Annotated in this window: 19 protein-coding genes; 18 read left to right on the top strand and 1 reads right to left on the bottom strand. The window is 38.3% G+C overall.

Annotation, left to right across the window (positions count from 1 at the left end):
• The first annotated feature begins 13 nt into the window (after positions 1-13).
• From ABE613_RS12695 to rfbC, 13 genes are all read left to right on the top strand, one after another.
• Positions 14-1,246: a glycosyltransferase domain-containing protein gene (locus tag ABE613_RS12695; protein ID WP_347376556.1), complete on the top strand. Its 1,233-nt coding sequence runs from the start codon at positions 14-16 to the stop codon at positions 1,244-1,246.
• 34 nt (positions 1,247-1,280) lie between these two features.
• Positions 1,281-2,174, top strand: a complete 894-nt coding sequence (locus ABE613_RS12690) for an ATP-grasp fold amidoligase family protein (RefSeq protein ID WP_347376555.1) — start codon at positions 1,281-1,283, stop codon at positions 2,172-2,174.
• A 50-nt stretch (positions 2,175-2,224) separates the two neighbouring features.
• Positions 2,225-3,991, top strand: coding sequence for a glycosyltransferase family 2 protein (locus tag ABE613_RS12685; RefSeq protein WP_347376554.1), 1,767 nt, complete (start codon positions 2,225-2,227; stop codon positions 3,989-3,991).
• Between the two features lie 30 nt (positions 3,992-4,021).
• Positions 4,022-4,615 carry a GerMN domain-containing protein gene (locus tag ABE613_RS12680; protein WP_347376553.1) on the top strand — a complete coding sequence of 198 codons (594 nt, stop codon included), beginning with the start codon at positions 4,022-4,024 and terminating at the stop codon, positions 4,613-4,615.
• A gap of 39 nt (positions 4,616-4,654) precedes the next feature.
• Positions 4,655-5,842, top strand: coding sequence for a MerR family transcriptional regulator (locus ABE613_RS12675; protein WP_347376566.1), 1,188 nt, complete (start codon positions 4,655-4,657; stop codon positions 5,840-5,842).
• Positions 5,843-5,975: 133 nt separating this feature from the next.
• On the top strand, positions 5,976-7,259 hold the full coding sequence (locus ABE613_RS12670; protein ID WP_347376552.1) for an AAA family ATPase: 1,284 nt from the start codon (positions 5,976-5,978) through the stop codon (positions 7,257-7,259).
• Entirely contained in the window at positions 7,252-7,662 is a 411-nt protein-coding gene (locus ABE613_RS12665; RefSeq protein ID WP_347376551.1) for a hypothetical protein, read from the top strand. Before ABE613_RS12670 ends, ABE613_RS12665 begins: the two co-directional genes overlap by 8 nt.
• A gap of 86 nt (positions 7,663-7,748) precedes the next feature.
• On the top strand, positions 7,749-8,096 hold the full coding sequence (locus ABE613_RS12660; protein ID WP_229097941.1) for a transposase: 348 nt from the start codon (positions 7,749-7,751) through the stop codon (positions 8,094-8,096).
• Positions 8,086-8,904, top strand: a complete 819-nt coding sequence (locus tag ABE613_RS12655) for an IS3 family transposase (protein ID WP_235234332.1) — start codon at positions 8,086-8,088, stop codon at positions 8,902-8,904. Before ABE613_RS12660 ends, ABE613_RS12655 begins: the two co-directional genes overlap by 11 nt.
• Positions 8,905-9,380: 476 nt before the next feature.
• The gene (rfbA, locus tag ABE613_RS12650) at positions 9,381-10,277 is read left to right on the top strand and encodes a glucose-1-phosphate thymidylyltransferase RfbA (RefSeq protein WP_347376550.1); all 897 of its coding nucleotides are present in this window, start codon (positions 9,381-9,383) and stop codon (positions 10,275-10,277) included.
• A gap of 15 nt (positions 10,278-10,292) precedes the next feature.
• Entirely contained in the window at positions 10,293-11,312 is a 1,020-nt protein-coding gene (gene rfbB, locus ABE613_RS12645; RefSeq protein WP_347376549.1) for a dTDP-glucose 4,6-dehydratase, read from the top strand.
• Between the two features lie 23 nt (positions 11,313-11,335).
• A complete protein-coding gene (gene rfbD, locus ABE613_RS12640; RefSeq protein ID WP_347376548.1) occupies positions 11,336-12,277 on the top strand; it encodes a dTDP-4-dehydrorhamnose reductase in 942 nt (313 codons plus the stop codon).
• Between the two features lie 33 nt (positions 12,278-12,310).
• Positions 12,311-12,919 carry a dTDP-4-dehydrorhamnose 3,5-epimerase gene (gene rfbC / locus ABE613_RS12635; protein ID WP_347376547.1) on the top strand — a complete coding sequence of 203 codons (609 nt, stop codon included), beginning with the start codon at positions 12,311-12,313 and terminating at the stop codon, positions 12,917-12,919.
• 44 nt (positions 12,920-12,963) lie between these two features.
• Here the strand turns inward: rfbC and ABE613_RS12630 are convergent, their stop codons facing one another.
• Complete coding sequence (locus ABE613_RS12630) at positions 12,964-13,944, bottom strand: glycosyltransferase family 2 protein (RefSeq protein ID WP_347376546.1); 981 nt, start codon at positions 13,942-13,944, stop codon at positions 12,964-12,966.
• Positions 13,945-14,177: 233 nt separating this feature from the next.
• Here ABE613_RS12630 and ABE613_RS12625 point away from each other — a divergent pair, with 233 nt between their 5' ends.
• From ABE613_RS12625 to ABE613_RS12605, 5 genes are all read left to right on the top strand, one after another.
• Positions 14,178-15,581, top strand: coding sequence for an undecaprenyl-phosphate glucose phosphotransferase (locus tag ABE613_RS12625; RefSeq protein ID WP_347376565.1), 1,404 nt, complete (start codon positions 14,178-14,180; stop codon positions 15,579-15,581).
• A 21-nt stretch (positions 15,582-15,602) separates the two neighbouring features.
• Positions 15,603-16,739: an LCP family protein gene (locus ABE613_RS12620; protein WP_347376545.1), complete on the top strand. Its 1,137-nt coding sequence runs from the start codon at positions 15,603-15,605 to the stop codon at positions 16,737-16,739.
• Positions 16,717-18,036, top strand: a complete 1,320-nt coding sequence (locus tag ABE613_RS12615; protein ID WP_347376544.1) for an O-antigen polymerase — start codon at positions 16,717-16,719, stop codon at positions 18,034-18,036. Before ABE613_RS12620 ends, ABE613_RS12615 begins: the two co-directional genes overlap by 23 nt.
• Positions 18,029-18,967 carry a glycosyltransferase family 2 protein gene (locus ABE613_RS12610; RefSeq protein ID WP_347376543.1) on the top strand — a complete coding sequence of 313 codons (939 nt, stop codon included), beginning with the start codon at positions 18,029-18,031 and terminating at the stop codon, positions 18,965-18,967. Before ABE613_RS12615 ends, ABE613_RS12610 begins: the two co-directional genes overlap by 8 nt.
• 94 nt (positions 18,968-19,061) lie before the next feature.
• A complete protein-coding gene (locus ABE613_RS12605) occupies positions 19,062-20,456 on the top strand; it encodes an LCP family protein (RefSeq protein ID WP_347376542.1) in 1,395 nt (464 codons plus the stop codon).
• The last annotated feature ends 37 nt before the right edge of the window (positions 20,457-20,493 follow it).

Below are 20,493 nucleotides of genomic sequence, written 5' to 3'. Positions count from 1 at the left end.
GGAATGGGAATAGATGAAAGAAAAAGTTTGCATTTATACTTGTATAACAGGAAATTATGATGATTTACATGAAGTGGAAAAGGAAGAAGGAATAGACTATATTTGTTTTACTAATAATATTAATTTAAAATCTCAATCTTGGAAAATAGTATTTATCAAGGATGATAATGATTTGGGTAATATGATATTATCGAGGAAAATAAAGATATTAGGACATCCTTTAATTGAAAATAATTATGATATAAGTATATGGGTAGATGGAGCAATTCAAGTTAGGGGAAATATAAAGCAGTTTTTAAATGAATATTGCGCCTTGGATAAATATAGTATGGCATGTTTCAGACATCGATTGAGAGACTGTGTGTATGAAGAAGCAGCGGCATGTATTATTCATCGAAAGGAAGATGTTTGTTCTGTTAAGGAGTATTTAGAATTTATCGAGAATGAGAAGTTTCCCCATCATTATGGGTTAGCTGAATGCACAGTCTTAGTCCGTAGGCATGGTGATATAAAAGTAAAACAGACAATGCAATTATGGTTTGAGATGTTTCTTAGGTTTGCAAAACGTGATCAACTTACATTTCCATATACTTTATGGGAAACAGGATTAGGGGTCTTTTGGATTAATTTAAATGTGTTCGATAACCCATGGTTTTTTTGGCATACTCATAAACAAGAAAAAGAGACTTCGATTTGTAGAATCTTTTTTGGAGAGTACAAGGATGTATTTTTGGACAAGTATCTTGATAAAGAAATGGAATTTAATGAAGATAAAAGATGTAAAATACATTTTTTTACTCAAAAGGAATGTGACAATATAGCTATAAATCTTGGTAAACATTTTGGAAAAGTGTTAACGGATTTTCAAATTAATATATCGGATGTTTTAGTGTCTTTTTTTCCGGGAATAACAATATATGAAACGATTGTTTTTGATTATGATGATTTGGTTATTTATTTAAAAGGAAATTTTTATGAAAATCAAGAGATTATAGTATCGTTTGAAATGGATAGACCAACACAGATAGATAGTCAGGAATTTTTTGAAAGTATAATTGATAGATATTATTATGATAAACTAGTTCGGGATAATATGATTACTTATTTGAATCAAAGATGTGATTGGGCAGATAAAAAGTTCGATGAAATGAATCGGGAGTTGAAGAAGTATAATAAATTATTTGAAAAACAAGATTTGCTGACGAAAATAGTCAGAAGAATGTTCTTGAAAGTAATACATGAATAAAGATATTTCATTATAAATGTGAGGAGAAAAGAATATGTTTTCGGCGGATAAGAAATTGAAAATAATTAGGAAATTAAAAATAGAAAAGTATGTTCCTACAAGAATAATTCTTCCAATATATTATGAACACCATATGCATAGAAAATTGAATTTGAAAAATCCTAAGACTTTCAGTGAGAAATTACAGTGGTTGAAAATATATTATAAAGATCCAATTATGACTAAATTGGTCGATAAGATAGAAGTTAGAGAGTACATAAAAAAAACTTTGGGAGAAGAGTATTTGTTTCCGATTATTGGTATATATGATAAATTTGAGGATATAGACTTTAATTGTTTGCCACAAAAATTTGTAATGAAATGTAATCATGATAGTGGAAGTTATGTGATATGCGCGAATAAAGATACTTTTGATATTCAAAATGCGAAAAATAAAATTAATGAACATTTAAAACAAAATTATTATTATTATTGGAGAGAGTGGCCTTATAAAAAAATAAAACCTAAAATATTAATAGAAGAATATATGGAAGATATTTCATTGCATGATTGTACTGATTATAAATTTTTGTGTTTTGGAGGAAAAGTTGATAATGTATTAGTATGTTCAGAGCGTCAAAGAGGTGTAAAATTTCATTACTTTGATAAGCAGTGGAATTTTAAAAAATATAATTATGAGGGATTGAGGGAGACGGATGATTTTTCTATGCCAAAACCTGAAAAGTTTGATGAAATGATAGAAATTGCAGAAAAGCTGGCTGGAGATTTTCCTTGTATTCGTGTGGACTTATATTACATAAATCATAAAATATATTTTGGTGAATTAACGTTTTTTCCAAATGCAGGTTTTAATGCAGACTTGTTAGATGAGACAGATTATTTTTTTGGGGAAAAAATCAAACTAAAAAAGTACTATAAAGAAAAGTAATGTGTTAGAAAAGGGCTTTTATTAAATTATTATTTACAGGATAAGTAATTATGGGGCGGATTAATGTGTTTATGAGAAAAATGTTAAAAAAAATAAAAAAATTAGTTTTATGCATTAAACAATATGGAACAGTACAGGGATGGCGATATATTAGAAGAAAATATCAAACTATTGACAAAGAATATAAGGAGTGGTTTGAGTTCCATAAAATAGATGTTGAAATGTTAGATAATCAGAAAAAAGAGCGTTTCCTTTTCGAACCATTAATAAGTATTTTAGTACCAGTATACAATACACCGACTCTCTTCTTGAAAGAAATGTTAATGTCTGTTTGTTCACAAACATATGGTAATTGGGAGTTGTGTGTAGCAAACGCAAATCCAGATAATAGGATTGTAGAAGAAATATTGGAGAGTTTTGCAATAAAAGATGATAGAATTAAAATTTTAAAACTACAGAATAATTTAGGCATTGCCCAAAATACAAATGCTATACTTCAAATGGCAAATGGAGACTATATTGGTTTGCTGGATCATGATGATATGCTTGCTCCTGATGCATTATATCAAGTAGTTAAAGAATTGAATCAAGAAAATGTTCCGGAGATTATTTATTCTGATGAAGATAAGATAACAACAGATTCGCAAGAACATTTTCAGCCTCATTTTAAACCGGATTTTAATTTGGATTTGTTAAGGTCTAATAATTATATCTGCCACTTTTTTGTTGTAAAAAAAGGTTTGATTGATGATATCGGTGGGTTTCATGAACAATACAATGGCGCACAAGATTATGATTTAATATTACGTTGTGTTGAGAAAACTGAAAGAATATCGCATATTCCTCAAGTGTTGTATCATTGGAGAATACACGATGCTTCAACAGCTGACAACCCAGCAAGTAAGATATATGCTTATGAGGCTGGAAAAAGGGCGATTCAAGAACACTTAAATCGTTCCGGTGAAAAAGGATCTGTTGAGAATTCTTCAGATTTGGGATTTTATCATGTGAAATATGAACTAATGGGAACATCACTAATTTCAATAATTATTGTTTATGAAAATAACATGAAAGCATTAAAGAATTGTATACGTTCCCTTAAGAGTTCTATTTATCATTCATATGAGATTATACTTATGGTATCGGATAATCAAAAGGAGAATTTTTCTAAACGCTTAGAAAATGTTTCTGACAGTAATTTGAAACTATATTTCTACAAGAAGGATGAGAGTTGGTCGGAAATAATTAATCAAGCAGTTGAATTTTCAAATGGTGAATATATTTTATTGCTATCTCAAATGACAAAGATGAAAAATAAAACATGTATAGAAGAATTAATATGTAACTGTCAAAGAAAACATGTTGGAGTAGTGGGAGCGAAATTATACTATACTAACAACAAAATTCGTTATGCGGGAGTTGTCGTAAAGGGAGATGGTAGCATAGAAAGAGTTTTTAGGGGATTCCCTAATTATTATGTTGGATATATGCATAGGGAATCTCTACAGCAAAATTTAAGTGCAGTATCTGAAGAATGTATGATGATAAAAAAAGAGGTTTTTGAAGAGGTTGGTGGGATGGATGCAAGCCTTGGAGAGACCTACGCTGCTATTGATTTTTGCTTGAAAGTTAGAAGGCAGGGTTTTTTAATTGTATTCAATCCTTATGCTGAATTATATTATTTTAAGAATAGAAGTAAAGAACATTTTTTTTCACAGAATGATATTGATTTTATGAAAATACGTTGGAAAGGATTTCTTGAAAAAGGAGATCCATCCTATAATCCTAATCTGGGAGAGAATTACACGATAAAATGATATTATTTTAATAGAAAAAGGAGAAAAATCATGAAAAAAATAATGTTATCCTGTTTATTTCTGGTAGTAATGTTGTGCCTTACAGCTTGCAATAAAACTTCAGATGAAAGTCAGGCGTTGGAAACATCCATAGAGAAAGAGCAGAATGTGGAAGAAGATACGAAAAAGAATGAGGAATCGATAGAGACAAAAAAGGAAATTGATGAGGACATTTCCAATAATGAAACACAGGAATCATTACCACAACCTGTTAGTATTACGATATACTACAGTAATGATGATGCCACAGCATTTACCTCTGAGGAAGTACAGATTAACTCATTGTCTCCAGAAGAAGTATTGAATGCATTGATTGAAAAAGGAGCAATTGCAGCGGATGTTGAGATTCTGTCATTTGAGACAACGACTGTAGACGGAAAATCAACAATATTACTTGATTTCAATGACGCATTCGCTTCTTATATTTCCAGCATGGGATCTACTGGTGAATACTTTGTAATGGGAAGTATCTGTAATACATTCTTAGATGCATATGATTGTGAGCAGATTCAGGTTACAGTGGATGGAGATACTTTGTCTACCGGACATGCTGAATATCCAGGCTATATGACAACATTTTCATAGAATTTGACAGGTGAGAGGATACACTGGAAGGAGTACATGATGAAAAAAACAGGTTATTATTCTTCCGGTGAATTTGCCCGTATGGCGCATGTGACTTTGCGGACAATTCGCTATTATGACAAACAAGATATATTAAAGCCCTCCTTCGTGAGCGAAGCGGGGGCTCGTTTTTATACAGATGAGGATTTTGCAAGATTGCAGCAGATTCTTTTGTTGAAGTATCTGGGATTCTCATTAGATGATATTCGGGAGATGACCATTGATGATGCAGATTATCATTTTATGTTGAATGCATTGAATATTCAGCTGAAACTGGTGCAAGATCGTATCGAGCAGATGCAGCTGGTGGAGAAGGCTATCAAGGATACTTCAGAGGCGATTCGGGAGGAGCATACCATAGACTGGAATCAGATGTTGAATCTGATTCATCTGACTGGAATGGAGAAGAGCATGAAGAACCAATATCAGAATGCATCGAATATATCTGCCAGGATCAATCTTCACAGTCTGTATTCGCAGAATCCACAAGGATGGTTTCCGTGGATCTATGAGCAGATGGAGATGCGGTCGGATATGCAGGTGTTGGAGATTGGCTGTGGTGATGGTACATTATGGAGCAGTAATTTGAAAAAGTTACCGGAAGAAGTAGGAATAACGTTATCGGATATATCAGAAGGAATGCTTCGAGATGCAAGACGAGCTATTGGTATGGAAGATTCGCGGTTTACATTTCGGGTGTTCGATTGTCATCAGATTCCTTGTGAGGATGAGAGCTTCGATTTGGTGGTGGCGAACCATGTTCTGTTCTATTGTGATGATGTTTCGCAGGTGTGTCAGGAGGTACGGAGGGTACTTAAGCCGGGAGGATGTTTCTTGTGTAGTACCTATGGAAGAAACCATATGATAGAAGTCAGCCGTTTGGTCCAGGGATTCGATGACAGAATCGTACTTTCAGCAGATAAATTGTATGAGCGGTTTGGAAAAGAGAATGGTGCTGAGATTCTAAAAGATTACTTTTCGGAAAATGAATGGAGAGAATATGAAGATTATCTGTTGGTTCCGGAACCGGAGCCATTAATCTCTTATGTACTTTCCTGCCATGGGAATCAGGGTCAGTATATTGCGGAACGGTATAAGGAATTTCGTGCGTATGTGAGGAGAAAGACGGATGTGGGATTTCAGATTACGAAAGAAGCAGGGATATTCATTTCCCGAAAGCATATTTAAAATAATAGGGATTATTGTCAGATAATGTCGACAAAACGATGGCAAGAATTTGAATCTTTCCTTGTGATTTTTAATAGTTATTGTTATACTGAACTCAAGATGAATAAATGAAATGGGCAGAAGGTATTTTAAAATGAAATTAATTATTGATAATTTTGCGAAAATAAAGCATGCAGATATAATGATTGATGGGATTACAGTAATAGCAGGAGAAAACAATTCGGCAAAAAGTACAATTGGAAAAGTATTATATTCTTCTTTTAATTCTCTATATGATATAGAAGGAAAGATAGAAAAGCGAAGAATTGAGAATATATATGATGTATGCAATAGGGGTATGCGCAATGCATTTATGCATGAATTACGTTCACCAAGAACGATATCTGACAGAATAAGTAAAGAGTTTAGCAATATTCTTGTGAGACAGGGTACAGTTGATAAATTAAAATATCATAAGATATTAATAGATATTCTAAAAAAATATAATGTAGAATTATCAGAAGAAAGAGTTGAAGAGATTCTTGAAAATACATATGATAAAATTGTTTCGTTAAAGAAAAATGACGATTATGAGATTGCATTAGAATTAATACAGAGATTTTTCACACAGGTATTTGATTCTCAAATCCAATGTTTAAAAGGAGCTGAAAAAAAAGCAAAGGTAACATTGGTAATTAAAAATAAAGAATTATCAATTCAGTTTGAAAATAATGAATGTGTCAAATGGGAGACAGAGTATAATATTTTGCATGAAGCTTTTTTTATTGACGATCCTTTTGTTTTGGATAATTTAACAGGATTTTATTTCTTGTCTAATAATACAATTCGTAATCAATTGATTGAACGATTAAGTGACGATGATCTAATGGAAGGTATATTTGATGCAGTTAAGGCGAAAGATAGTCTAAAAGAGATATATAATATTTTGGATCAGATAACAAAAGGAAAGATATCCGTGCGAAATGGACAATGGGAATTAAGCTCAGAAGAATATCAAGAGCCAGTTCATTTTGAGAATCTTTCAGCAGGGTTAAAGTCTTTTGTATTAGTAAAGATGCTGTTGGAAAAGGGAATTCTTAAAGAAAAAGATGTACTTATTTTGGATGAGCCAGAGATTCATCTTCATCCTGAATGGCAATTGGTTTATGCAGAATTAATTGTTCTTTTGCAGAAAATGTTTGATCTGAGTATTGTAGTTACAACACATAGCCGTGATTTTTTGGAGGCTATAGAATTAAGTGTAAAAAAATATAAGTTAAATGACAAGAGTAATTTTTATTTGTCGAGAATGGAGGATGAATTAGTAGTTTTTGATAATGTTACAAATAATTTGGAAAGAATCTATAGCCAACTGGTAACTCCCAGTATGTTATTAGATAAACTTAGGTATGAAATAGGAATGGATGAGGATGAGTAATTTTGATGTATTTAAAGACACAGTAATGAGATATTTAATGAGAAATGGAATAGAATTATCATTTTTATCTTCTTTACATGAAGTGTCCCTGAATAATACAAATGATGAATCACGATATCTATGTAATAGTGGTGGAGATTTAGAAGTGGTATCTATGGATGTATTAGCAAAAGATGGGTATAGAAAAGCTAAGGCATCTTCCTTGAAGGAGAATCCTATTACTACTGTAGATGCATTTATGATTAACAAAAATAATGAATGGTATTTGATTGAATTTAAAGATTGTCCTATAAGAAGTGATAAAAAAACAACAAAGGATAATATCATTAAAAAGGCATATGAAAATTGGTATATGATATTAGACATGTTTTATACAGTGACAGAAGAAGGATATGAAATATAATGGTCTCATAAATTAAGACACTTTTTCGGACAGTTTTTAATGAATCTGATATACTTAAACCAGTATGAAAGAAAGGATCCATTATCATGTCCAGACAAAGAAGAAATTTCAATGCCAAATTCAAATCAGACCTTGTAATTGAGCTGCTTAAGGGTGAGAAAGATCTCAATACCCTTGCAACTGAAAATAACATCCAACCAAATCTGCTCCGCAACTGGAAAAAAGAGTTCTTGAACAATGCTTCGGTTGTGTTCGACGACAAGCGTGAGGAAAACCTCAAAGAAAAGCTTGCCGAAGAGCGTAAGGAGAAAGCGGAGTATGCCAAAAAGGTTGGTCAGTTAACCATGCAGGTTGACTGGCTCAAAAAAAAATCTGAAGAAATTTGTGGACCTGACTACGAGAGTAAGTTTAGTCCAAAACCTTTTGACGACTAAGGAAATTCCGGCTTCCGTAGGTGCCATGTTGCTTGACATCAACCGTACAAGCATTTATTACAAGGGCGCCCCTATTTCAGATGAGGAACTGGCCTGCAAAGAGATCATTGATCATCTCCATACAGATAATCCCACTTGGGGCGCAAGACAAATGTCTGCACAGTTAAAAGCCCGTGGTTACCAGGTTGGGCGCCGCAAGGCAAGACGCTACATGAATGAGATGGATATTTACCCGATTTATCCAAAGATGAATCTTTCCAAGCGAATGCAGCAGGCGAAAGTATGTCCATATCTTCTTCGTAATGCGGTCATAGACAAGCCAAATCAGGCATGGTCTATTGACATTACATATATCCCGATCAAGCGCGGATTTCTGTATCTGACAGCCGTGATCGACTGGTATAGCCGTTGTATTGTCGGCTGGGAAGTGGATGACACACTTGATACCAGAATGGTTATCAGTGCCCTGAAAAAAGCTTTCAAAGTGGCAAAACCTCAGATCCTGAATTCAGATCAGGGTTGTCAGTTTACAAGTCAGCAATACATTGACTTTGTAAAGGAAAACGGCATCCGTCAGAGTATGGATGGAAAAAGCCGCTGGGCAGACAACATCATGATTGAGCGCTGGTTCCGCAGCTTCAAGTATGAGGAAGCCTATCTGACACAGTACAACAACATCAGGGAAGCAAGAGCTGCTATCGGACAGTATATCCACACCTACAACTTTGAACGATGCCATTCTGCACTTGATTACCAAACACCGGCTGAATGCTACTATCCGGCAATGTTGATGCCATATGTAGCTTAGCATATATTGGATCTGGGGAGTGCTCCACTGTTCTCTCCATGTTCCTTGTAACTTGTTCACCATATCAGTTCATTATAAAAATCTTAGATTTTTGTCTTGACAACTGAGCCACTATAAAAATGCTATTTTTGACGTGGTAAATCCTGTTAAGTTTGCTAAGTTACATGTTTATTACATATTGGTGTGTAGTGCAGATAAAAATGCAAATATTTATAATCAGGTAAAGAACAAGGCATTGTTAAATCAGAATTATACACCACCTTTTATGCAGAGGTTGAAAGATTATATTTTTAAAGATGCATTTGTCTATACAGAAGATTTTTTTGAGAAAAAATTTGTGAATAATTTTGTTTATTAAAAATTAAAAAAGTACTTGAAGGTGACCCAAGGTCACCTTTTATAATGTGTTCAGACAGGATGAAATCGACTGAATTGGGAACATAATAATTACATACATTACAAAGGAGGTTCCTATTATGAAGGGAATTATATTAGCAGGAGGTTCTGGTACACGTCTGTATCCTCTGACTATGGTAACATCGAAGCAATTATTACCGATTTATGATAAACCGATGATCTATTATCCGATGTCTGTATTGATGAATGCAGGTATTCGTGATATCTTGATTATCTCCACTCCACAAGATACACCGAGATTTCAGGAACTGTTGGGAGATGGACACCAGTATGGTGTGAATCTTTCCTATGCAGTTCAGCCAAGCCCGGATGGACTGGCACAGGCATTTATTATTGGTGCAGACTTCATTGGTGACGATACCGTTGCAATGGTTCTGGGAGATAATATATTCGCAGGTCATGGCTTGAAGAAGCGTCTGAAAGCGGCCGTGGAAAATGCAGAGTCTGGAAAAGGTGCGACAGTATTCGGCTATTATGTAGATGATCCGGAACGTTTTGGTATCGTAGAATTCGACCACAACGGAAAGGCAATCTCTATTGAAGAGAAGCCAGAGCATCCAAAGAGCAATTACTGTGTAACAGGATTATACTTCTATGATAACAAGGTCGTAGAGTATGCGAAGAACCTGAAGCCTGGAAAAAGAGGCGAGTTAGAGGTCACAGACCTGAACCGCATCTATCTGGAAGATAATCAGCTGAATGTAGAGCTTCTGGGACAAGGATTTACCTGGCTGGATACCGGAACACATGAAAGTCTGGTAGATGCAACGAACTTCGTTAAGACAGTAGAGACACATCAGCATCGTAAGATCGCATGCCTGGAAGAGATCGCATATCTGAATGGCTGGATCAGCAAAGAAGAAGTCATGAAAGTCTATGAAGTACTGAAAAAGAACCAGTACGGACAGTACCTGAAAGACGTATTAGATGGAAAATATCAAGAGAGCTTATATTAAAAGGAGAATATGATTATGACAATTATTGTAACTGGCGGAGCTGGATTTATTGGAAGTAACTTTATATTTCACATGTTAGAGAAGTACCCGGATTATCGTATTGTATGTCTGGATTGCCTGACTTATGCAGGAAATTTATCCACACTGGCACCTGTCATGGATAATCCGAATTTTAGATTTGTAAAAGAAAGTATTACAGATCGTGAAGCAGTGTACAAACTATTCGAAGAAGAGCATCCGGACATCGTGGTGAACTTTGCCGCAGAGAGTCATGTAGACCGTTCTATTGAGAATCCGGAAGTATTCTTGGATACGAACATTAAGGGAACAGCAGTATTGATGGATGCTTGTAGAAAATATGGAATTACCCGTTATCATCAGGTATCTACGGATGAGGTGTACGGAGATCTTCCGCTGGACAGACCAGATCTGTTCTTTACAGAGGAAACACCAATTCACACAAGTAGCCCATATAGCTCTTCAAAGGCAGCAGCTGACCTGTTAGTGCTGGCATATCACAGAACCTATGGCCTCCCTGTGACCATTAGTAGATGTTCAAATAACTATGGCCCATATCATTTCCCAGAGAAGCTGATTCCATTGATGATTGCCAATGCACTGAATGACAAGCCGCTTCCGGTATATGGAAAGGGAGAAAATGTCCGTGACTGGCTGTATGTAGAGGATCATTGTAAGGCAATTGATCTGATCATTCATAAAGGTCGTGTTGGTGAAGTATACAATATCGGTGGACATAACGAGATGAAGAACATTGATATTGTTAAGATTATCTGTAAAGAATTAGGGAAACCAGAAAGTCTGATTACTTATGTAACAGACCGTAAAGGTCATGATATGCGTTATGCAATCGACCCAACCAAGATTCATAATGAATTGGGATGGCTTCCGGAGACAAAGTTTGCAGATGGTATCAAGAAGACGATTCAGTGGTATCTGGATCATAAAGAATGGTGGGAGACTATTATCTCTGGTGAATATCAGAATTATTATGAGAAGATGTATGCGAATCGTTAATTGTGGCAGCAGGAGGTAATCGTATGAAAGTATTAGTAACAGGCGTGGGTGGTCAGCTTGGGCATGATGTCATGAATGAACTGGCAAGGCGTGGATATGAGGGGATTGGAAGTGATATTGCTCCGGAATATAGTGGAGTGGCAGATGGTTCTGCAGTTACTACAATGCCATATATTCCGATGGATATTACAGATGCGGCTTCTGTGGAAGAGAAGATTACGGAGGTTCATCCAGATGTAGTTGTTCACTGTGCAGCATGGACTGCAGTGGATATGGCAGAAGACGATGATAAGGTTGAAAAAGTCCGTGCCATTAATGCAGGAGGTACAGTTAATATTGCCAATGTCTGCAAGAAGTTAGACTGTAAGATGGTATATATCAGTACAGACTATGTGTTTGACGGTCAGGGACTGGAGCCTTGGCAGCCGGATTGTAAGGATTACAAGCCATTGAATGTCTATGGACAGACCAAGCTGGAAGGAGAATTGGCAGTATCTGAGACTTTAGAGAAATATTTTATCGTGCGGATTGCATGGGTATTTGGTAAGAATGGAAAGAACTTTATCAAGACGATGCTGAATGTAGGAAAGACCCATGATAAATTAACGGTGGTGAATGATCAGATTGGGACACCGACTTATACGTTCGATCTTGCAAGATTATTAGTGGATATGATTGAGACAGAGAAGTATGGCTATTATCATGCAACGAATGAAGGTGGTTATATCAGCTGGTATGACTTCACAAAAGAGATCTTCCGCCAGGCAGTGGAGATGGGACATGAAGAGTACGCAGAAGACAGATTGATTGTATCTCCGGTAACGACCGAAGAATATGGAATCTCTAAGGCTGCGCGTCCATTCAACAGCAGACTTGACAAGAGCAAGTTGAAAGAGAATGGGTTTGAACCATTGCCGACATGGCAGGATGCATTGGGCAGATATCTGAAAGAGATTGAATTTTAATTCGTGTTATAATAAATATAGGAGATGACAAAGATGGGACAGATTAAAGTTGAGAAAAATGCCGGTGGCATTCCGGGACTGTGCGTGATCGAGCCGACTGTTCATGGAGATGCCAGAGGGTATTTTATGGAGACCTACAATCAGAGGGATATGGAAGAGGCAGGACTTACTATGAATTTTGTACAGGACAATCAGTCCTGCTCCACAAAAGGTGTTCTTCGGGGATTACATTTTCAGAAGGAATTTCCACAGGGGAAATTGGTGCGAGTTGTGAAAGGTTCTGTGTTTGATGTGGCAGTTGACCTCCGAAGTGATAGTGAAACTTACGGGAAATGGTTCGGGGTAGAATTGACAGAAGAGAATAAGAAGCAATTCTATATTCCAGAAGGATTCGCGCATGGATTCCTGGTATTGAGTGACATTGCAGAATTCTGTTATAAATGTACAGACTTCTATCATCCGGGGGATGAAGGTGGTCTGGCATGGAATGATCCAGAGATTGGAATTGAATGGCCACAGTTGACTGGCGTGTACCAGGGGACAGCGTCTGCTGACGGATATCAGTTGGAAGATGGAACGGCATTGAACTTAAGTGACAAAGATCAGCTCTGGGTTGGATTGAAGGATACCTTCCATTTTTAGAGACAGAACAGGCTGCCATGATGGCAGCCTGATATTGTGAAAAATTAACGCTTTAGAATCTTTCGGGTGATCCAGTCTTTCACATAAGAAAAAGTATGGATGATAAGCTCGAGTTCAATTTTTATATAATTTGCAAGATGGCGTAGTTGAAACTTTACTTTCTTCTGCGCTTTCATTGTCTGAAGACCTTCTATGATCCCTTCTTTGTAATCCTTTCCAAAGCCTTTTTTGATAAAGAAAGCATATTTGACAATATATCCTGTAAGAAGTGGAAGAAAGTTCAGAATCAGCTGAAGAATCGGCATGTTCTTATAATTCAGATAGATATTGTTCCTTGAGGATAACTTGACTTTGAAGGAGTTATATTTGGAACCGCTGGTGCCACTGCCTACATGATAGACGAGTGCAGTAGGGCAATAGGTGTTCTTGTAGCCATAGATCTTGGCACGGTATCCTACGTCAATGTCTTCCAGATAAGCAAAGTGATTCTCATCGAAATAACCGATCTTGCCAAAAGCCGAGCGTCGGTAAATAGCAGCACCTGCACAGGCGGTGAAGATCTCATCGGCTTCTGTATAGTTGCTCACTGGGCGTCCGGTGCCACGACATACACCCCAGCCGAGAAGTGTATAGAGGTCGCCGGCACTGTCAATAAGTTCTGGGTGATACATCTGAATCATCTTGCTGCTGACAGAGAAGATCCTGGGTGAGCGTTCGATTGCCTTGATCATCTCTTCTACATAATGTGGGTCTACGGTGGTGTCGTTATTCAATAGAATGACATAAGGTGTGGTGGAATGTTGGATTCCTACATTCACGGCCTTACTGAATCCGTAGTTTTTATCCAGGGCGATCACTTCAATCTCGGGATAGTGTTCCTTCATATATTCAAGGCTTCCATCAGTGGAAGCGTTATCTACAACAAGAACTTTATAATCTTGGCAAGTCTGTTCTTTTAATGATGCCAGACATGGTTCCATAAAGTGTTTCCCGTTATAGTTAGGGATTACAATCGTTACTTTCATCTTATCAAACTCCATTTTGTGTCGTTATGGGCATATTATATCAAAATTAAGAAGTATATGCCACTGAATTTTGCAAGATATAAATGAAAATATTTCAAAAGTATTAATAGAATGTTAAGAAAAAGTGCATGCCAATGGGTTGTCGATTTTGACAAATTATTGTATTATAAAGTGTAATGGTCAGAACTGTGTGTCTGAAAAACTGGAATATTTTAGAAAAACGGGTGAAAAAAGTGATTAAGGATAATCAAAAGTTATTGAATAGATTGCATGTAGTAATGGATGCTTTAGTGATTGTATTTTCATATGTAGCGGCATGGTACCTTAGATTCAAGAGTGGCATCTTCGAGCTGGATCCATGGTTCTTATCGCTACAGGAATATATGAAGGTACTGTTCTTCATTGTTCCGGGGTATCTGATTCTGTACTATGCCTTCCAATTGTATACGCCGAAGCGAGTACAGGGCAGACGTCTGGAAGCATGGCATATTATGCAGGCGAATTCCATAGGACTGATGGCATTCATCCTGCTCTTATATCTGACAAAGCAACCGGATTTCTCCAGAACCATGATTTTTATCTTCTTCTGTGTGAATGTGTTCTGTGAAGTTCTCATGAGAAATATTATCCGGGAGATTCTGCGTAATATGAGAACACAGGGGTATAACCAGAAGCATATTCTGCTGATTGGTTATAGCCGGGCAGCAGAGCAGTATATTGACCGCATTAAGAGTCATCCTGAGTGGGGATATATTGTCAGAGGAATTCTGGCAGATAATGTTCCGAGAGGAACAGAATACCGAGGGGTTAAGGTCCTTGGACGGACAGAGAATCTGACGATCATTCTACCAGAGAACAAGTTGGACGAGATTGCGATCACTCTGGGACTGGCAGAATATCATAAGTTGGAGCATATTGTAGGTATGTGTGAGAAGTCAGGTGTGCATACGAAGTTTATTCCTGACTATAATAATATTATCCCTACCAAGCCTTATACAGAGGATTTGTTAGGACTTCCGGTTATTAACATCCGTCACGTACCATTGAATAATATGCTCAATGCTGTTATGAAGCGTTGTGTGGATATATTTGGCTCGTTGGTTGCAATTATATTGTTTTCACCAATTATGGCGGTGGTAGCGATTATTATTAAAGTGACTGCTCCGGGACCGTTGATATTCAAGCAGGAGAGAATCGGGCTTCAGAATAAGCCATTTTATATGTATAAGTTCCGTTCCATGATAGTTCAGGAAGCTAAGGAGGAGAAAGCAGGATGGACGACTAAGAATGATCCCCGTGTAACTCCGATTGGAAAGTTCATCCGTAAGACGAGTATTGATGAACTCCCACAGCTCTTTAACATCCTGAAAGGTGACATGAGTCTGGTAGGACCGAGACCGGAGCGGCCGCAGTTTGTTGAGAAGTTCAGTGAGGAGATTCCAAGATATCGAGTAAAACATCAGGTGCGTCCAGGTCTTACAGGATGGGCACAGGTCAATGGATATCGTGGAGATACTTCCATCCGTAAGCGGATTGAATACGATCTCTATTATATTGAGAACTGGACTTTGGGATTTGACTTTAAGATTATATTTTTAACATTTTTTAAAGGTTTTGTTAATAAGAACGCTTATTAGTCTATACGAGGGAGATACAGTATGAGTAAAAAGAAGCGTATGAGTAAGAGGGATGAGCGTGAAGAACGCAAGAAGCGTAGACGAAGAAAGAGAAGAAAAAGAATCGCTGTCTTATTCGTTGAAGTAGTGATATTGGCTGCCTTATGTGTAGTGGCATATGGCATCTTTAAGCTTGATAAGCTGGATATGAATGTTCTGAATCTGGATAATCTAGAAGCGTATCGGGACACAGGACCGTATACCAATATTGCATTGTTTGGTCTGGATTCCAGAAATGGTGAATTAGAGGGCGGTGTACAGAGTGACTGTATCATGATCGCAAGTATCAATAATGAGACACATGATGTCAGGATTGTGTCTGTGTACCGAGATACACTTCTTCAACAGGCGGATGGAACTTATGAAAAGGCGAATTCAGCTTATAATATCGGAGGTCCGGAAGATGCAATCAGCCTGTTGAATCGGAATTTCGATCTGGATATTCAGAATTATGTGAGTGTGAACTTCAGTGCGTTGGTGGATGTGATCGATGCATTGGGCGGAATTGAGATGGATATGACTGCAGAAGAAGCATTTTACAGTAATGGATATGCCTTTGAGACGGCGCAAGTGGTAGGACAGGAGATGATTCCGATTGAAGAAAAGGCGGGAACCCAGCTGTTGGACGGTGTTCATGCGGTAGGATATGCCAGAATCCGTTATACGGAAGGAAATGATTTCAAGAGAACGGAGAGACAGAGAGTGGTATTGCAGAAAGTGGCAGAAAAGGCAAAAAAAGCGAATGTTCTTACATTGAATGAGATTGTTAATAAGGTGTTTCCGCAGATCTCTACGAATCTGACGATTAAGGATATGTTAGGATTCGCGGCACATATTCTGGATTATAATATCGTAGATACTTCTGGATTCCCATACGCGGTAACGACAGATGAGTCTGTACGAAATCATGAGGGCTCTTATGTTATACCTATTGATTTTGTAGGTAATGTGACACAATTGCATGAGAATTTATTTGGTGAGACGTCTTATCAGCCATCAGAAAAAGTACAGCAGATACATGATGATATTATCTATCTGTCAGGAGTGACAGAGGATACCAATGCCATGGAGTCTACATTTGAAGGAGATATACACGATGAGGGAACGCAGTCGGAATAATATTATATTGGAATATGGAACATATATGCTGACATTTTTCGCCAGCTATATCGCATCTCTTGCTGGGTTTTATTATCTGTCAGGAGCAATTCTCATAGGAGAAGCACTATTTCTGTATGCGCATTGGGTACGCGAGACTGGTGGTCTGGTAGAATTGCGGGCATTATTTACATTGGCCTGGGTCGGCGGTCAGGGGATTGCCTGCCTTCAGCTAAGTAAGTTACAGACAGATTGGAGTTATATTACCTGGTTATGCTTTTTCTTGATCTATGCCGGATTCGGCATTGGGTATGAGTGGGGACAGAGATATGGTAAGATAGAAGAAAAAGAGCTGGAGAAGAATGAGAAGCAGGCGAAAAGATTGTTCCAATGTATGATTGGACTGGCGGTTGCATCGGTAGTATGCTTTGCATTTGAAGCGTTGAAAGTAGGATTTATTCCATTATTTTCGAGTGAACCACATGCCTATTCTTATTTTCATGTGTCGGGGGTACATTATTTCACGATTAGTTGCATCCTGATTCCGGCGATTACTATATTGTATGTGAAGGTCAGTAATGGAATATCAATCATAAATAAGCTGATTCTGGCAGTGACGAATATAATCGCGATAGCCATTCCGTTTTTGTGTGTTTCTAGATTTCAGCTATTATTTGCAGTTGGGTTTGCGGTGGTTACATATATTATAGTCAATAAGAAGATTCGTCTGCGGACGATGGCAATACTGATTGTGGCAGTAATTCCAATCTATGTTATCCTGACGGTATTCCGACATCATGATGTGACTTATCTGAACAGTATCTTCGAGATGAAGTATGAGAAGATGCCAATCTTCGTCACCCAGCCTTATATGTATGTGGCGAATAATTTTGAGAATTTTAACTGTATGGTAGTGCAGCTGACGGAACATACCTGGGGAATCAGAATGTTGTTCCCGGTATTTGCTCTGACAGGTTTGAAATTCATATTTCCGCAGTTGACATCTTCTGCGGTCTATCTGACGAAACCAGAATTGACTACATTGACGATGTTCTATGATGCATATTATGACTTTGGGATTGTCGGAGTATTCTGTGTAGCACTGATTATCGGAATAGCTGCGAAAGTGTTGACTCGTGTTGTGAAGAACAGCAAGAATCCGGTTGCGTATCTGTTCTATGGGCAGCTGGCAATCTATCTTGGGCTGGCTTTCTTTACGACGTGGTTCAGTAATCCGACGACATGGTTCTGGCTGATATTAACAGGGATGATGTATTGGTTTGTCGGATACGATGAGAGTAAGAAAAGGAATGAGTAGTAAGATGAGCAATCAGAGAAAGGTGGATGTGGTTATTCCAACATATCGCCCGGATGAAAAGTTTGAAGAACTCTTGAGAAGGTTAGGAAAGCAGAGCTATCCGGTGCACCATATCTATGTTATTGATACAAAATCAGACCATTTTCCAGAAGAAGTGGAGCAGATGCCAGGGGTAACGGTGCATCGTATCCTGCCGGAAGAGTTCGATCATGGTGCAACACGTGACTTGGGGTTATCCATGTCGGATGCGGATGTGGTGGTATTCATGACACAGGATGCAGTGCCTGCAAACACAAGATTGATTGAGGCATTGGTACGGCCACTGGAAGAGCATGAGAAGGTAAGTGTATCTTATGCAAGACAACTTCCGGTCAGGGATTGTGATTTTATTGAGCGTTATACGCGTACATTCAACTATCCGGGAGAAAGCAGAATCAAAGGGAAGGAAGATCTCCCGGAATTGGGGATTAAGACTTACTTCTGTTCGGATGTATGTGCAGCTTATCGCAGAAAAGTGTACCTGGAATTAGGGGGATTCACGAAGAAGACGATCTTCAATGAAGATATGATCATGGCAGCACAGATGGTGCAGCATGGATATTCTGTGGCATATGCGGCAGATGCCCAGGTGATTCATTCGCACAATTATTCAGGAATCCAGCAGTTCCATCGTAACTTTGATCTGGCAGTGTCACAGGTGGATCACCCGGAAGTGTTTGAGGGGATCCGGTCCGAAAGTGAGGGGATTCGCCTGGTAAAGCAGACTGCGCTGCATCTGATAAGGAGTAAGAAGCCTTATCTGATTCCGTGTCTGGTCTATAAGAGCGGATGCAAGTATCTAGGATACAAATTAGGACAAAAGTATAAGAAATTGCCGCTGTGGCTTGTAAGGTTCTGTTCTATGAGTACGACATATTGGGAAAATCCTTAGAAAACCGCGATTTTTCATTGAAGTTTTGAGGAAAATGGAGTAATATAGTGAAGAGTGTTACCATAAGCAGGAATAGAAGAAAGGATTTTGGATAATGGCAAAAGGAAGAAAGCACTATAGACGTGGTCGCAGATCGAAGAAACGTGGATTTGCTGCCTGGTCATTAGGTAAGAAGATTGGAGCCATTCTTGGTGGAACCGTAGCGTTGGTTGCAGCGGCCGGAGCTGTGATTCTGGCAAGTAAATTGTCGAAGATTGAGACGACAGAGCTGGATAGCGAAGCGTTAAGTATATCAGAAGAAGCGAAGGAACGAGGTACGGGTTATCTGAATGTTGCACTTTTCGGTGTGGATTCCCGTGATAATGAGTTGGATGGGGATACTCGAAGCGATACAATCATGATTGCCAGTCTGAATCGGGAGACTATGGAAGTGAAGATTGTCTCTGTGTATCGTGATACCTTGATGGAGCAAAAAGATGGTACCTTGAATAAGGCCAATTCAGCGTATTCCTTTGGCGGGCCGGAAGATGCACTGGCAATGTTGAATAAGAATCTGGATCTGGATATTGAACATTATGTGACGGTGAATTTTAATGCGTTGATTGATGTGATTGATGCAGTTGGCGGCATTGAGATTGATGTCCAGGAAGAAGAGATCTCTTACATCTGTGGTTATGCGACCGAGATTATGAAGGTGACAGGAAAAGTATCTCCTGGAGTTACAGAACCTGGTCTTCAGACATTAAATGGAGTACAGGCGACCGCGTATGCCAGAATCCGATATACGGCTGGAGATGATTTCAAGCGTGCGGAACGACAGAGAGATGTCTTGACGAAGATTATAGAGAAGTTGCAGGGAGCAAGTCTTGCACAGATTAACAAGATTATTGACGAGGTATTCCCAGAAGTATCTACGAACTTTACTTTGACAGAGATTCTGGAGTATGCCAAGGATGCATTTGATTATCAATTGGGAGAGACGACAGGCTTTCCATTTGACAAATCAACGGATACATTAGCTAATGTAGGAAGTGTCGTAATTCCGGTTACTTTGAGCAGTAATGTAGAACAGCTTCATAAGTTCTTGTATGGAGAGAGTGATATGTATACGGCATCGTCGACGGTGAATTCCATCAGCAGTAAGATTGTAGCGAAAGCCGGTGACAGACAGGCAGACACCGATGAAGCGACACAAGGAATTATGGAACAGCCTGAGGAGACCTATTCTGGCAGTAGATCAGGAAATTCTTCCGGAACGACAGGTGGAAATAATAATTGGAGTGGCGGAACCGGCGGCAATGCAGGAACCGGTGGAAGCAGCGGAACCGGCGGCAATACAGGAACCGGTGGAAGCGGTGGAACCGGCGGGACTGGAGAGACCGGTGGCGGAACCGGAGAGACTGGCGGTGGAACCGGAGAGACCGGCGGAGGAACTGGAGAAACTGGCGGAGGAGAAGCCGGCAGTGGAACTGATGAATTCGGTATGTAAGAAGAAAAGTGGAGTATAGAGAAAACGAGGTAGATTA

The organism is Dorea chungnamensis (assembly GCF_039832125.1).
Taxonomy (GTDB): domain Bacteria; phylum Bacillota; class Clostridia; order Lachnospirales; family Lachnospiraceae; genus JAFBIX01.
This window is presented reverse-complemented; position numbering and strand designations above follow the sequence as displayed.

Excerpts from the sequence above, each read along its gene's own strand:
- ABE613_RS12680 (WP_347376553.1), top strand. The coding sequence starts at position 4,022 with ATGAAAAAAATAATGTTATCCTGTTTATTTCTGGTAGTAATGTTGTGC.
- ABE613_RS12620 (WP_347376545.1), top strand. The coding sequence starts at position 15,603 with ATGAGTAAAAAGAAGCGTATGAGTAAGAGGGATGAGCGTGAAGAACGC.
- ABE613_RS12675 (WP_347376566.1), top strand. The coding sequence starts at position 4,655 with ATGAAAAAAACAGGTTATTATTCTTCCGGTGAATTTGCCCGTATGGCG.
- ABE613_RS12670 (WP_347376552.1), top strand. The coding sequence starts at position 5,976 with ATGAAATTAATTATTGATAATTTTGCGAAAATAAAGCATGCAGATATA.
- ABE613_RS12695 (WP_347376556.1), top strand. The coding sequence starts at position 14 with ATGAAAGAAAAAGTTTGCATTTATACTTGTATAACAGGAAATTATGAT.
- ABE613_RS12665 (WP_347376551.1), top strand. The coding sequence starts at position 7,252 with ATGAGTAATTTTGATGTATTTAAAGACACAGTAATGAGATATTTAATG.
- ABE613_RS12660 (WP_229097941.1), top strand. The coding sequence starts at position 7,749 with ATGTCCAGACAAAGAAGAAATTTCAATGCCAAATTCAAATCAGACCTT.
- rfbA (WP_347376550.1), top strand. The coding sequence starts at position 9,381 with ATGAAGGGAATTATATTAGCAGGAGGTTCTGGTACACGTCTGTATCCT.
- rfbB (WP_347376549.1), top strand. The coding sequence starts at position 10,293 with ATGACAATTATTGTAACTGGCGGAGCTGGATTTATTGGAAGTAACTTT.
- rfbC (WP_347376547.1), top strand. The coding sequence starts at position 12,311 with ATGGGACAGATTAAAGTTGAGAAAAATGCCGGTGGCATTCCGGGACTG.
- ABE613_RS12610 (WP_347376543.1), top strand. The coding sequence starts at position 18,029 with ATGAGTAGTAAGATGAGCAATCAGAGAAAGGTGGATGTGGTTATTCCA.
- ABE613_RS12690 (WP_347376555.1), top strand. The coding sequence starts at position 1,281 with ATGTTTTCGGCGGATAAGAAATTGAAAATAATTAGGAAATTAAAAATA.
- ABE613_RS12685 (WP_347376554.1), top strand. The coding sequence starts at position 2,225 with ATGGGGCGGATTAATGTGTTTATGAGAAAAATGTTAAAAAAAATAAAA.
- ABE613_RS12605 (WP_347376542.1), top strand. The coding sequence starts at position 19,062 with ATGGCAAAAGGAAGAAAGCACTATAGACGTGGTCGCAGATCGAAGAAA.
- ABE613_RS12630 (WP_347376546.1), bottom strand. The coding sequence starts at position 13,944 with ATGAAAGTAACGATTGTAATCCCTAACTATAACGGGAAACACTTTATG.
- rfbD (WP_347376548.1), top strand. The coding sequence starts at position 11,336 with ATGAAAGTATTAGTAACAGGCGTGGGTGGTCAGCTTGGGCATGATGTC.
- ABE613_RS12615 (WP_347376544.1), top strand. The coding sequence starts at position 16,717 with ATGAGGGAACGCAGTCGGAATAATATTATATTGGAATATGGAACATAT.